The following is a 13,465-nucleotide window of genomic DNA, read 5'->3' on the forward strand; positions in this document are numbered from 1 at the left end:
CCCAGACCCCGGTCGCGTTGATCACCGAGCGCGCCCGGACGGTGAACTCCCGGCCGGTCAGCTCGTCGCGGACCTGCGCCCCGTCGCCGGCGAGCGAGACCGCGCGGCAGCGGGTGAGGACGCGGACGCCGTGCCCGGCGGCGGTCCTGGCGATCGCGGTGACGAGGCGCGCGTCGTCGGCGAGCTGGCCGTCCCACGACAGCAGCCCGCCGCGCAGCCCGTACGGGCGCAGCACGGGCGCGAGCCGCAGCGTCTCGACCGCCGACAGGCGGCGCGGGCCCGGCAGCACCGAGCGCGGGGTGCGCGCGGCCAGGCGCAGCGCGTCCCCGGCGTGGTAGGCGGCCAGGGTGGCGTAGCCCCGGGACCGCGGCACCAGCGGCGTCAGCGGCGTGACGAACGGCAGCGCCCGGACGAGATGCGGCGCGGTGTGCCGCATCAGGACGCCCCGCTCGACCGCGCTCTCGTGCGCCACGTCCACCTGCCCGGCCGCCAGGTAGCGCAGCCCGCCGTGGATCAGCTTGGAGCTCCACCGGGACGTGCCGAACGCCAGGTCGTGGGCGTCGATCGCGGCGACGGACAGGCCCCGGGACGCGGCGTCCAGCGCGGCGCCCGCCCCGGTCGCGCCGAGGCCGACGACGAGCACGTCCACGACCTCGCCGGGCAGTGCGGCGAGCTCGCGTTCCCTGCGCGCCGCGTTGAGCGACGTCCGCGGGTCCGGTCCGTTCATGGCGCGAGCATCCTCTCCAGGACGTGGTGCAGGTCGGCGTCGAAGGCGTCGGAGTCGAGGCCGCCGTCGGCCTCGTCGATCATCGTCGGCCCGGACAGCACGTAGGACTGGACGACCAGCAGCACCGACCGCGCCTGCCGGGCCGGGTGGTCGCGGCGGATCGTCCCGTCGGCGTGGCCCGCCCTGAGCGTCTCCTCGAACTGCTCCAGGAACACCAGCTGGCTCGCGCCGCAGCGGTCCACGATGTAGGGGAGCAGCAGCTCCGGGTCCACCTCGATGATCTTTCGGAGCAGCGGGTGGTCGCGGAACGCCCGCACGCCGCGGACCAGGCCGTCCACGAACCAGGGCCGGACGGGACGGCCGTCATCGGGCGGCTGCAGCGAGAGCCCGACCCATTCGCGGGTCATCAGGTCGGCGACGATCGTGCGGACGTCCGGCCAGCGGCGGTACAGCGTCATCCGCGACACGCCGGCGCGGCGGGCGATGTCGGTGAGCGTCGTCCGGCGCACGCCCACGGCCAGCACGCATTCGCGGGCCGCGTCGAGCACGGCGTCGTCGGCGGTCCGCCCGGCCGGTCTGTTGTGACGATTCGACGTCATGTGTCACAGTGTAAGCACAAAGTCGACGACCTGGGGAGGCGCGGGGTGCGGGACATGCTGTGGAGCGGCTGGGGCGACCCCGGCCGGGCCGCGCCGCTGCCGGAGCCGGTGGTGGCGCTGCTGCGCGACCTGCTCGGCGTCCGGCCCGCCGAAGCGCCGCCGGTCGCGCTGGCGGACGTCGAGGTCCCCGAGACCCGGCTGGCGGCGGACGGCTTGACCGCGCTCGCCAAGATCGTCGGAGACCGCAACGTCCGGGCCGACACCGAGTCGCGCGTCCGGCACACGCGCGGCAAGTCCACGACGGACCTGCTGCGCATCCGCGCCGGCGAGACCTCCGACGCGCCGGACGCGGTCGTCCTGCCCGGCACGCACGACGAGGTCCTCGCCGTCCTGCGGGCCTGCGCCGAACGGCGGATCGCGGTGGTCCCCTTCGGCGGCGGCACCTCGGTCGTCGGCGGCCTCGCGCCGAGCGGCCTCGCGCCGAGCGGCCTCGCGCCGAGCGGTCTCGCGCCCAGCGGTCTCGCGCCCGGCGGGGTGGACGCGTTCATCGCGCTCGACCTGCGCCGCATGGACGCCGTCGTGTCGATCGACGACGTGTCGCGGACGGCCGTCCTGCAGCCCGGCCTGCGCGCCCCCGCAGCCGAGGCGGCGCTGGCGGAGCGCGGATACACGCTCGGGCACTTCCCGCAGTCGTACGAGTGGGCGTCGATCGGCGGGTTCGCGGCGGCGCGGTCCAGCGGGCAGGCGTCCGCCGGGTACGGGCGGTTCGACGACATGGTCGTCGCGCTGACCGCCGCGACGCCCGAGGGGACCCTGGAGCTCGGCCGGGCGCCGAAGTCCGCCGCCGGGCCCGATCTGCGGCAGCTCGTCCTCGGCTCGGAGGGCGCGCTCGGGGTGATCACGTCGGTGACCGTCCGGATCCGTCCGGTGCCGGAGGCGAAGGCGTACGAGGGCTGGCGGTTCGCGTCGTTCGCGGAGGGTGCGGCGGCGCTGCGCCGGCTCGCGCAGGACGGGCCGCAGCCCACCGTGCTGAGGCTCTCCGACGAGACCGAGACGATGGTCGGGCTGGCCGACCCGGCCGAGATCGGGGCCGGGGCGTCCGCCGGGTGCCTGGCCGTGCTCGGCTTCGAGGGGACTCCCGAGCGCGTCGCCGGAACGCGCGCGGGCGCGGCGGACGTGCTGCGCGCCGCGGGCGGCGAACCGCTCGGCACCGGGCCGGGCGAGAAATGGGAGCACGGCCGCTTCGACGCGCCCTACCTGCGCGACTCGCTCCTGGACGCCGGCGCGTTCGCCGAGACGCTGGAGACCGCGGCCTTCTGGACGGACGTCCCCGCGCTGTACGAGGCCGTCCGCGAGGCGCTGACCGGCACCCTGTCCGAAGCCGGAACGCCGCCCCTGGTGATGTGCCACATCTCGCACGTCTACCCGTCCGGCGCGTCGCTGTACTTCACCGTCGTGTCCGCGCAGGGCGGGGACCCGGTCGGGCACTGGGCGCGGGCCAAGCGCGCCGCCGGCGACGCGATCATCGACGCGGGCGGCACGATCAGCCATCATCACGGGGTGGGGACCGACCATCGCGACGGGTACGCACGGGAGATCGGGCCGCTCGGCGCGGCGGTGCTCCAAGCCGTCAAGGACCGGGTCGACCCGTCCGGGATCATGAACCCCGGCGTCCTGATCCCGCCGGAATCGAGGGACTGCCAATGAGCGAAGCGAACCGGGGGGTGCGGGGGGCCGACCCCCCACAGGAAGGTAGCGGCATGGCCGAGGCACGCGCGTTCACCGCGATCGTCAACCCGGCGGCGGGCGGCTCCGCGTCCGCGTCCTCGCTGATCGCGCCGGCCCGGCTGCTGCGCGAGGCGGGTGCCGAGGTCGCCGTGGAGTACAGCCGCGGCCTGGAGCACGCCGCGGACGTCGCCCGCGCCGCCGCGGAGAGCGGGCGCGTCGTGCTCGGCGTCGGCGGCGACGGCATGGCCGGCTGCGTCGGCGGCGCCCTCGCCGGGACCGGCGCGCTCTTCGGCATCGTGCCCGCCGGGCGCGGCAACGACTTCGCGCGGCAGCTCGGCGTCCCGTCCGACCCGGAGGAGCTCGCCAAGCTGCTGCTGGAGGGTGAGCCGCGCGCCGTGGACGCCATCGACGCCAACGGCACGGCCGTGCTCGGCAGCGTCTACGCGGGCGTGGACGCGGTCGCCAACGACAACGCCAACAAGACCCGGCTGCTGCGCGGCTCGGCCGCCTACTACTTCGGCGCCCTGCGCGCGATCGTCTCGTGGCGCGCCGCCGACTACCTGATCACGGTGGACGGCGAGACGCGCGAGCGGCAGGGCTACACCGTCGTCGCCGCCAACTCCGGCTACTACGGGTTCGGCAAGCACATCGCGCCCGACGCGCGCGTGGACGACGGCCTGCTCGACGTGATCCTCATCCGGACGGCGCCCAAGCGGCTGTTCTTCGCCGTCATGCGCGAACTGGAGGACGGGACGCACGTGCGGCGTCCCGAGGTGGAGGTCATGCGGGGCGAGGAGGTGCGGATCGAGCTGGCGGGCCCGCCCGGCCGGACGCTCCCGTACGGCGCGGACGGCGAGCTGCCCGGCGTGCTGCCCGTCACGGCCCGCGTGATGCCCGGCGCCCTCCGCGTCCTGGCGCCCTGACCGGGGGCTCCCGGTTAGCCGGACGGCCGTGTGCGGCTTCCCGGGACTTGGCCCGAAGTTTGGGTCGATTTACGTCTGCATTACGGCCCCTCGGGTAGCGTCAGTTACGTCCCGCTAAGGGACCTTGGGGCCGTCTGTGGAGACATCATGGGAAGGCGACTGATCGCCGTTCTGGGGGGACTCATGATGACCGCGGACGCCCGTGACGTGGTGGCGCCGGCGTCTCTGGGGGTGGCGCCGGTGTCCACCACGCTTTCGTCGCCCGCGTAGGGCGCGTGGGGCGCGTCCACAACGGGCCAGTACGTCCCGGTGAGTCGCTTGACGGCCGGAATCGCGTCCGGACAGGCTGTGAGGACCCCCTCACGCTGCCGGAGGCGCGCTGTGTCTGCCGAGGAATCTCCCGGTCCCGAAAGCCCCGCGAGCCCCGAGAGCTCGCGCGACTCCGAGGCGGGCGCCGGGTGGGCCTGCGGGAAGCCCGGGAAGTTCAACGACCTGCTCCCCGAGCGCGTGACCGACTTCTCCTGGCGCCGTCCCAAGGTGCTGTGGCATTCCCGCAACGACGTGCTCGCGCGCTGGTTCGGCGACCCGTCCAACGCGATCCGCCGCCGCTGCGTAGCCGCCCTGGGCGAGCGCGGGACGCCGGCCGCGTTCACCGTCCACCGCGCCGACCCGGAGTTCTCGTTCGTCCTGCTCGGCGACACCGGCGAGGGCGACCGGTCGCAGTACGCGGTGGTGCCGCCGCTGCTGCACGCCGCCGGCGACACCGACTTCATGATCCTCGCCAGCGACGTGATCTACCCGACCGGGGACGCGGCCCAGTACCCGGACAAGTTCTTCCGCCCCTACAAGGACTACCCGGCCCCGATCTACGCCGTCCCCGGCAACCACGACTGGTACGACGGCCTGCGCGGCTTCCTCCACGTCTTCTGCGACCTGGACGCCGACTGCACGCCGCCGCCCTGGCGCGGCCCGCTCTCGTTCCTTCCGCGGCTGCTCTGGCGCAGCCCCGGGGACGTCGACCGGGACGCGCTCGCGGAGGCCCGCCGCCGGTACCGGGGCGCGCCGGGCCAGCAGTCCGTCCAGCCGGGGCCGTACTGGGCGATCGACACGCCGTCGCTGCGCGTCATCGCCATCGACACCGGGATCACGGGCGTCATCGACCGGGACCAGGGCCGCTGGCTCCGCGAGGTGTCTGCGGGTCCGAAACCCAAGCTGCTCGTGACCGGAAAGCCCCTCTATGTGGACGATGATCATCGTCCGGGGAGGATCGAGGGCGGCGGGACGGTCGACGAGATCGTCCGGGACCCGGCGCACCACTACGTCGCGGCGATAGGCGGCGACATCCACAACTACCAGCGCTACCCGGTGACGACCGAGGACGGGCGGACGATCGAGTACATCGTGTCCGGCGCCGGGGGCGCGTTCATGCACGCGACCCACACCATCCCGAGGACGCGCGTCGTCGGCGAGGACGCCTTCCGCTGCTACCCGCTGCGCGGCGACTCCCTCTCCCGCTACAGCAGGCTGTACGGCCGGTGGCTGCGCCTCCGCAAGCTCTTCGAGCTCACCCCGGAGGAGGCGACCGCCGCCGTCGAGCACCGGCTGGGGATCACCGCGGGCCGCGGCTACGGCAAGCCCGCGCCGTCCCGCCGCGCCCGCTTCGTCGCCTCGCTCCTCGGCGTCCCGCGCGACGGCCGGCGCCGGTCCCGGTTCCTGCGGTTCCCCGTCCGCAAGGTGCCGCAGCGCTTCCGCTCCGAGCTGGCCGACTGGGACGACCCGCCGTTCTTCAAGAGCTTCCTGCGCCTGGACGTGACCGAGTCGCACCTGCGGATCCGCTGCCACGCGGCGACCGGCTGCGGCGACCACGAGACGGCACCGCCGGTCGAGGACGAGGTGACGATCGAGTTGCGGTGATCAGCCGTTCTCTGGAGAATTCGCCAGTAATGCCGAGAATGTCGGCGATCCTCGCGCGCGACGTGCACGGATGCCGTTACAGTCTTGGCTCACCGAACGGGTGAACGGTAACGGACGGTCGGCCGGAGAACGACCGCGTCCTTCAGGAGCGATACTCAATGAGCTACCCCCAGCAGGGCCAGGGCCAGCCATACCAGCAGCAGCAACAGCAGCAGCAGGCCTACAAGGGCGGCTACGCGCCCGCCCAGCAACAGCAGCAGGGCGGTCCCGTCGCGCGCGGCGCCGGCGCCAACATGAAGCGCCGCAACGCGGTCGCCGCCTGGCTCGGCCTGCCGATCATCACCTTCGGCATCTACGGCCTCGTCTGGTTCTTCAAGGTCCACAACGAGCTGCACGAGTACGACCGGCGCATCGACAACGCGGCCACCAACGCGCTGCTGTCGATGATCTTCGGCTTCATCACCCTCGGCATCTGGCCGCTGGTCATGTGGGTGAAGCTCGCCGGCCGCATCTCCCAGGCCCAGCGCGCCGCCGGCCTCCAGCCCACCTGCAGCGGCGGCGTGGGCTTCCTGCTCGGCATCCTCGGCTTCGGCGTCCTCTACTACCAGCTCCAGTTGAACAAGGTCGTCGACCGCTACGGCGAGACCCCCGCCGGCCAGCAGGTCTCCCTGGTCGCCTGACCCTCGGGGGCTACGGCCCTGGCTCCCCGCAAGCCCACGAAGAACCCCTCTGCGCCCACCCGTCGCAGAGGGGTTTCGTGTTATCTGGGGAGCGACCCCAGACCCCCGGCTGCGCGGCGGGTTCGAGCCATTGTCGGTGGGTGGGGTCAGTATTGGGGCGTGAGGATCGCGGTGGCGGCGGGCGTGCGGGGTGGGGGAGTCCTGTGCGTTCTCGAGGAGGACGGGACGCCCGCGGGGCCCGTCCAGCGCGTGCCGGATCTGGTGGCGGCCGTTGCCGAGCGGGAGCGGTCGGACGCACCGCGCTGGGTGTGGGCGTCTACGGCGCGGCTCTATCCGCGGCTCATCGAGGCGGGTGTGCGGGTGGGGCGCTGCCATGATCTGGAGCTGGTCGAGAGCCTTCTGCTCGGGCATGCGGGGCGTTATGGGGAGCCGCGCTCGGTCCGGGCGGCGTGGGCGCGGTCGCGCGGTGAGCCGGTGCCTCCCGACCGGCTGCCGCAGGAAGAGTCGGCGCAGGCTTCGCTGTTCGAGGACGACCGCGACCAGGATGAGTCCGCCGACGACATCGAGCAGGTCGTCGCCGTGCACGCGGAGCAGCAGCGCGCCATCGCCGGGCTGGACGGGTTCGCCCTGCTCGCGGCGGCCGAGTCGGCGGGCGCGCTCGTGGCGGCCGAGATGGGGCACGACGGGCTGCCCTGGTCGGCGGACGAGCACGACGCGCTGCTCACCGAGCTGCTCGGGCCGCGCCCGTCCGGCGGGCTGAGGCCGCGCAAGCTGCAGGACCTCGCCGACCGCATCAGCGCCGCCTTCGGCCCCCGCACGCATGTGAACCCCGACTCGCCCGCCCAGATCCTCAAGGCGTTCGCGTCGGCGGGGCTGCCGGTCGCGTCCACGCGCGCGCACGTCCTCAAGCGGCTCGACCATCCGGCCGTGCCGCTGCTGCTGGAGTACAAGGAGCTCTCGCGCCTGCACACGGCGCATGGATGGGCGTGGCTCGACACGTGGGTGAGCGGCGGGCGGTTCCGTCCCGAGTACGTGGTCGGCGGCGTGGTGTCCGGACGGTGGGCGACGAGCGGCGGGGGCGCGCTGCAGATTCCGCGCGTCCTGCGGAAGGCCGTCGTCGCCGACCCCGGCTGGTCGCTGGTCGTCGCCGACGCCGCCCAGCTCGAACCGCGCGTGCTCGCCGCCCTGGCGGGCGACCGGGCGTTCACCGACGCCGCCGCGCACGGCGATCTCTACGCGGCCCTTTCCGACGTGTTCCACGACGAGGGCGGCCCCCCACAGGGAGCAGGGATGAGCGAAGCGAACCGGGGGGTGTGGGGGGTCGGCCCCCCACAGGGAGCAGGGATGAGCGAAGCGAACCGGGGGGTGTGGGGGGTCGGCCCCCCACAAGGTGCAGGCATGAGCGCGCGGGAGAAGGCGAAGCTCGCGCTGCTGTCCGCGATGTACGGGGGCGGGACAAGTGAGGCGGTGCAGCTCCTCGGCGTCCTGAAGAGCCGGTTCCCGGCCGCGTTCGAGTACGTGGAGGCGGCGGCGCGGGCGGGGGAGAGCGGGCGGCTCGTCCGGTCGCGGCTGGGCCGGACGTGCCCGCCGCCGTCCGCCGGGTGGCGCGAGCTGACGTCGGCGGGCGACGACGGCGCCGCGCCGGTCGGCGCGGCCGCGCAGGCGCTGCGCAGCCGCGGCCGGTTCACCCGCAACTTCGTCGTCCAGGCCACCGCCGCCGACTGGGCGCTCGCCCTCCTCGGCTCGCTGCGCCGCCGCCTCACCGCCCTCGGCCAGGCGCGGCTGGTGTTCTTCCAGCACGACGAGGTCGTCGTGCACACGCCCGCCGAGCTGGCCGGGGACGTCGTCGCGGCCGTCCACGACTCGGCGGACGAGGCGCGGCGGCTGCTGTTCGGCGACACGCCCGTCGTGTTCCCGATGGAGATCGCGGTGGTGGACCGCTACGCCGACGCGAAGTAGGCCGCCATGGCGCGGACGGTGTTGGCGGCTGCGAAGGCGTGCCCCCGGGCGTTGAGGTGCAGCTGGTCGGTGCTGTAGATGCCTGGGTCGGCGGCGACCGGATGGTCGTACGGGTTGGCGGCGTGGCAGGCGCCGTGCTCGGCCGCGACCTCCGCCGCCAGCTCGTTCAGCCGCCGCGTCCGGGCCGACATGACCTCCCGGTAGCGGGACGGGCCGAGGCCCGCGACGGTGATGTCGAGGAGCCCGATCGTGACGACGTCCGCCCCGGCCGACCGGAGCGCGGACACGATCGAGGTCAGTTCCCGCCGCACCTCGTCCTCGTCGAAATGCGGGCGGAGCATGTCGTTGCCGCCGGCCGCCACGAACGCGAGGTCCGGGCCGAACGCCAGCGCGGGCTGGAGCTGCTCCGCCGCGACCTGCGCGGCGACGAGGTCGCGGCGGCCCAGGTTGAGGGCGGTGAACCCGGGCGTCACCGCGCCGAGGGCCTCCTCTACGCGGTCGGCCCACGACAGGTCGCGGTAGCCGGGCACGGGCTCGCGGACGCCTTCGGCGACGCTGTCGCCGATCGTCACCATCCTCGTCCAGGACGTGTCGGCCAGCAGCGCGGCGGCCTCGGCGGTCAGCAGGACGGCAGGGTCCGTCCGCTCGGAAAGGGTCGTCTCGGTCATCTTCTTTCCCATCAGGACGCCGTACGCCGGACGGTCAGCAGCAGCCCCGCAAGGCCCGCGCCGCCCGCGGCGAACGTGCAGAACAGGTAGACGTCGGTGTAGTCGCCGTGCACCGCCCCGGCGGGCAGCAGCGCGGCGAGGACGGCGATGCCGAACGCGCCGCCGAGCTGCCGCGCGGTCGTGTTGAGGCCGGTGGCCCCGGCGAACCGCAGCGGGTTCACGGCCAGCGCGGCGGCGGACGAGGTGCCGGTCGTGACCATCCCCATGCCCGTGCCGACCAGCAGGCCGATCGGGAGCCAGAAGGTCGTGAAGTGCGGGTCGGACGGCATCGAGAGCACCGCCCAGAGCCCGCACACGACCATGATCAGCGAGCCTCCGGTCACCGCCGGGCGGACGCCGATGCGGCCGGTGAGCCGGCCCATGAGGATCGCCGCGGCGGTGGCGGTGAGCGCGCCCGGCGTCGAGGCGAAGCCCGCCTTGAGGATCGAGTAGTCCCACTGCGCGGTGAGGTAGAGCACGCCGACCAGCAGCCACGTGTACAGGGCCGTCCCGTACAGGAACGAGGCGGCGTTGGCGACGGCGAACTGGCGGCTGCGCCACAGCGAGATCTCCAGCGCGGGCACCGGATGCCGCGCGGACCGCCACAGCGCCAGCGCGACCAGGACGGCGCCGCCGATCATCAGGGCGAGGGTGCGGGCGTCCGTCCAGGCCCAGTCCTGGGTCTGGGTGACGCCGAGCGCGACCGCGCCGACGCCGCCGCCGAGCAGGACCGTCCCGATCAGGTCGGGCAGGCGGCCCTTGCCCGCCTCGGCGCGGGGGAGGCGCAGCCCGGCCAGCAGCAGCGCCAGGCCGACGGGCACGTTGATGACGAACAGCGACCGCCAGCCGAACTGGTCGACCAGCACCCCGCCGAGGCTGGGGCCGATCGCGGCGGCGAACGCGCCCGCGGCGCTCCACAGCCCGATGGCGCCCGCGCGCCGCTCGGGCGGCGTGTCGCGCAGCAGCAGCGCCAGCGACGCGGGGATCATCGCGGCCGCGGCGGCGCCCTGGAACGCGCGCGTCGCCAGCAGGACGGGCACGTTCGGCGCGAGCGCGCAGGCCAGCGACGCCAGCGTGAACAGCCCGACGCCCCACAGGTACAGCGACCGCCGCCCGACCAGGTCGGCGAGGCGCCCGGCGGGGGCGAGCAGCGCCGCGAACAGCACCGCGTACAGGGTGATGACCCAGGTCAGCCCGGACAGCGAGGCGCTCGGGAAGTCGGCGTGCAGGTCGGGGACGGCCAGGTTGGCGACGGTGGCGTCGAGCATGGCCAGGAACGTCGCCCCGGCGGCCAGCCAGGGCACGTCCCGCCGTGCGCGGGACGCGGCGTCCGGCGCCGCGGCGGTCTCAACGGACATGGGTTGCCCTCTCGAAAAGTAAACGAACGGTCGTACAATCTTCTGCCGTGAAGGGGCCCTCCCGTCAAGGGGGCGGCGGCATTGACTTTGTACGAACGGTCGTGCAGATTAGGCCGCGTGAGCACCGACGGACGGCTCCTCAAGGGCGAGCAGACACGCAGGACGATCCTCGACCGCGCCGCCGACATCGCCTCGGCGGAGGGGCTGGAGGGGCTGTCGATCGGCCGGCTCGCCACCGAGCTGCGGATCAGCAAGAGCGGCGTGTTCACGCACTTCGGGTCCAAGGAGGAGCTGCAGCTCGCGACCGTCCGCCGGGCCGTCGAGGTGTTCCGTGAGCACGTGATCCAGCCCGCCCTCGCCGTCCCCCGGGGGCTCGGCCGCCTCCGCGCGCTGCTGGACGCGTGGCGCCGCTACCAGCGCGAACCCGTGTTCCCCGGCGGCTGCTTCTTCGACTCGACGATGGCCGAGTTCGACGCCAGGCCCGGCCGCGTCCGCGACGCGATCGCGTCCTCGCAGCGCGACTGGCGCGACTTCATCGAGCGCTGCATCCGCGAGGCCCGCGACTCCGGCGAGATCGACGCGTCCGCCGACGTCGCCCAGCTCGCCTTCGAGCTGGACGCCCTCTGCCGCACCGGAGCCACCTACGCCCTGCTGCACGACGACCCGTCCCTCTACGACCGGGCCGCCCGCGCCGTCGACGCCCGCCTGGCGGCGGTCACGACCTGACTCAGCCCCTGGCCACCGAGTAGGACGGGCGCGTGTTGAGGGCCTCGACGTCGTCGAAGGACGTCCGCCGGTAGGCGCCCGTGATGGTCTCCAGCTCCTCGGCGGTCAGGACGTCCTCGATGGCGTCGAAGCCGTGCGGGGCGCGCTCGCTCACGGCGTGCAGGATCCGGTCGGCGGGCATGTCGCGGCAGGCCAGCACGATGGCGTTGGCCGTCTCGCGGCGCGCCCGCTCGTAGCCGAGCAGCCCCTCGGCGGGATCGGCGGCGCGGGCCAGCTCGTGCGCCAGGACGCGCGCGTCCAGCACGGCCTGCGACCCCCCGTTGGAGCCGATCGGGTACATCGGGTGGGCGGCGTCGCCGAGCAGAGTCACCCGGCCGGACGTCCAGCGGTCGAGCGGGTCCCGGTCGACCATCGGGTACTCCAGGATCTCCGCCGACCGTGCCAGCATCGCCGGGACGTCCAGCCAGTCGAACGTCCAGCCGGCGAAGTGGGGGAGGACGTCCTCCAGCCGCCCCTGGCGGTTCCAGTCGGCGGTGGTGTCGAGCCGGTCGCCGGGGAGGTTCACCTCCGCGACCCAGTTCAGCAGGGCCCGCCCCCGGCGCTCGGCGCGCCCGGAGATGGGGTAGACGACCAGCTTGGCCGCGGTGTTGCTGCCCGCGACGGCCAGCGTCCGCCCGGTCAGGAACGGTTCGCCCTCGGTGACGCCGCGCCACATCCTGATGCCGTTCCACAGCGGCGGCGGCTCGTCCGGGTTCAGCTGCGCGCGGACGGCGGAGTGCAGCCCGTCCGCCCCGATCAGCGCGTCCGCCGCGACGGTCTCGGCGGTCCCGGACGCCCGGTCCAGCAGCCGCGCCCGTACCTGCGTCCCGTCCTGCTCGAAGCCCTCGAAGAGCGTGCCGGGGCGGACGGCGTCCTTCCCGAGCCGCGCCAGGACGGCGTCGAGCAGCATCATCTGCAGGTCGCCGCGGTGGATCGAGTACTGCGGCCAGGCGTAGCCGAGCGCGCGACCCCGCGGCTCGCCCCAGATCCGCCCGCCGAACCGGTCGAAGTGCACCATCTCGCCGGTCGGGACGCCGAGCTCGGCCAGCTCGCCGCCGAGCCCCAGCTCGGTCAGCTCCCGCACGGCGTGCGGCAGCAGGTTGATCCCGACGCCGAGCGGCCGCAGCCGGGCGGACGCGTCGACGACAAGAGCCTCCACACCGGCCTCGTGCAGGCTCAGCGCGCAGGTCAGCCCGCCGATCCCCGCCCCCACGATGAGTACGCGCATGGACCGCCTTCCCCCTATTTCTCGGTCACGATGTCCGATCCGGCCGCCTTCTCCGCGTCCGGCGCGGAACCGGCGGTCGAGGCGGATCCGGCGTCCTGCGCGGAGCCGGTGGCCCCGGCCCCCTTCGCGCCTCCGCGGACGAGCCGCCCGACCTCCGCCCTCAGCCGGACGAACTCCGGCAGCCCCCGCGTCTCGATCTGGTCGCGGGACGCGGGCAGCTCGACCTCCAGGTCCGCGTGGATCCGGGCGGGCGAGCGGTTCAGCACGACGACCCGGTCCCCGACGTAGACGCTCTCGTCGATGTCGTGGGTGACCAGCAGGATCGTCATCTTCTGTGTCCGGTGCACCTGCAGGAGGAGGTCCTCCAGGTCCTCGCGGGTCTGCGCGTCCACGGAGCCGAACGGCTCGTCCATCAGCATCAGCGACGGCCGGTACGCCAGGGCCCGCGCGATCGACACGCGCTGCTGCATGCCGCCCGACAGCTGCCACGGGTACTTGCGGCCCGCGTCCGGGAGGCCGACCGACTCCAGCGCCTCCAGCGCCAGCGCCCGCCGCTCCGGGCGCGACTTCCCGCGCCTGCGCAGCGGCAGCGCCACGTTGTCGCGGACGGTCAGCCACGGGAACAGCGACCGGCTGTAGTCCTGGAACACCACGGCGAGGTCGTCGGGCACGCCGTCGATCGGGGCGCCGTCCAGGGCGAGCGTCCCGCCGGTCGGGCGGATCAGCCCGGCGACGCAGCGCAGCAGCGTGGACTTCCCGCAGCCGGACGGGCCGACGATGCTGACCAGCTGGCCGTCCGGGACGGTGAGGTCGATCCCGCCGAGGACCCCGTGGTCGCCGGCGTAGGAGTGCGTCAGGCCGGTTATCTGGAGCATGG

12 protein-coding genes are annotated in these 13,465 nt (G+C 74.1%); 6 read left to right on the forward strand and 6 right to left on the reverse strand.

Annotation, left to right across the window (positions count from 1 at the left end):
- Both E1287_RS24125 and E1287_RS24130 read right to left on the reverse strand, forming a co-directional pair.
- Positions 1–727, reverse strand: a 727-nt coding sequence (locus E1287_RS24125; protein ID WP_131967334.1) for an FAD-dependent oxidoreductase, incomplete at its 3' end; no start/stop codon positions are given.
- Positions 724–1,326: a TetR/AcrR family transcriptional regulator gene (locus tag E1287_RS24130; protein ID WP_131967335.1), complete on the reverse strand. Its 603-nt coding sequence runs from the start codon at positions 1,324–1,326 to the stop codon at positions 724–726. The genes E1287_RS24130 and E1287_RS24125, both read right to left, overlap by 4 nt.
- Before the next feature lie 54 nt (positions 1,327–1,380).
- On the opposite strand from E1287_RS24130, the gene E1287_RS24135 reads away from it, so the two are divergent.
- The 5 genes from E1287_RS24135 to E1287_RS45805 all read left to right on the forward strand — a co-directional run bounded on the left by E1287_RS24135 (position 1,381) and on the right by E1287_RS45805 (position 8,530).
- A complete protein-coding gene (locus E1287_RS24135; RefSeq protein ID WP_131967361.1) occupies positions 1,381–3,033 on the forward strand; it encodes an FAD-binding oxidoreductase in 1,653 nt (550 codons plus the stop codon).
- A gap of 53 nt (positions 3,034–3,086) precedes the next feature.
- A complete protein-coding gene (locus E1287_RS24140) occupies positions 3,087–3,977 on the forward strand; it encodes a diacylglycerol kinase family protein (protein ID WP_131967336.1) in 891 nt (296 codons plus the stop codon).
- 381 nt (positions 3,978–4,358) lie between these two features.
- Positions 4,359–5,891 (forward strand): metallophosphoesterase, encoded by a 1,533-nt coding sequence (locus tag E1287_RS24145; RefSeq protein WP_131967337.1) that lies wholly within the window; start codon positions 4,359–4,361, stop codon positions 5,889–5,891.
- A 158-nt stretch (positions 5,892–6,049) separates the two neighbouring features.
- Complete coding sequence (locus E1287_RS24150) at positions 6,050–6,571, forward strand: DUF4234 domain-containing protein (protein ID WP_131967338.1); 522 nt, start codon at positions 6,050–6,052, stop codon at positions 6,569–6,571.
- Between the two features lie 159 nt (positions 6,572–6,730).
- Positions 6,731–8,530: a bifunctional 3'-5' exonuclease/DNA polymerase gene (locus tag E1287_RS45805; RefSeq protein WP_243719402.1), complete on the forward strand. Its 1,800-nt coding sequence runs from the start codon at positions 6,731–6,733 to the stop codon at positions 8,528–8,530.
- Here the strand turns inward: E1287_RS45805 and E1287_RS24165 are convergent.
- Together E1287_RS24165 and E1287_RS24170 are read right to left on the reverse strand one after the other, a co-directional pair.
- Positions 8,512–9,210: an SGNH/GDSL hydrolase family protein gene (locus E1287_RS24165; protein ID WP_243719403.1), complete on the reverse strand. Its 699-nt coding sequence runs from the start codon at positions 9,208–9,210 to the stop codon at positions 8,512–8,514. The two genes, E1287_RS45805 and E1287_RS24165, sit on opposite strands and share 19 nt — an antisense overlap.
- Positions 9,210–10,595 carry an MFS transporter gene (locus E1287_RS24170; RefSeq protein WP_131967339.1) on the reverse strand — a complete coding sequence of 462 codons (1,386 nt, stop codon included), beginning with the start codon at positions 10,593–10,595 and terminating at the stop codon, positions 9,210–9,212. The genes E1287_RS24165 and E1287_RS24170 overlap by 1 nt, the downstream gene beginning before the upstream one ends.
- A 117-nt stretch (positions 10,596–10,712) precedes the next feature.
- Here E1287_RS24170 and E1287_RS24175 point away from each other — a divergent pair, with 117 nt between their 5' ends.
- On the forward strand, positions 10,713–11,321 hold the full coding sequence (locus E1287_RS24175; RefSeq protein ID WP_131967340.1) for a TetR/AcrR family transcriptional regulator: 609 nt from the start codon (positions 10,713–10,715) through the stop codon (positions 11,319–11,321).
- A 1-nt stretch (position 11,322) separates the two neighbouring features.
- Here the strand turns inward: E1287_RS24175 and E1287_RS24180 are convergent, their stop codons facing one another.
- Positions 11,323–12,588: a flavin-dependent oxidoreductase gene (locus tag E1287_RS24180; protein WP_131967341.1), complete on the reverse strand. Its 1,266-nt coding sequence runs from the start codon at positions 12,586–12,588 to the stop codon at positions 11,323–11,325.
- Positions 12,589–12,602: 14 nt separating this feature from the next.
- A complete protein-coding gene (locus E1287_RS24185) occupies positions 12,603–13,463 on the reverse strand; it encodes an ABC transporter ATP-binding protein (protein ID WP_131967342.1) in 861 nt (286 codons plus the stop codon).
- Positions 13,464–13,465: the final 2 nt, after the last annotated feature.

The organism is Actinomadura sp. KC06 (assembly GCF_004348735.1).
Classification (GTDB): domain Bacteria; phylum Actinomycetota; class Actinomycetes; order Streptosporangiales; family Streptosporangiaceae; genus Spirillospora.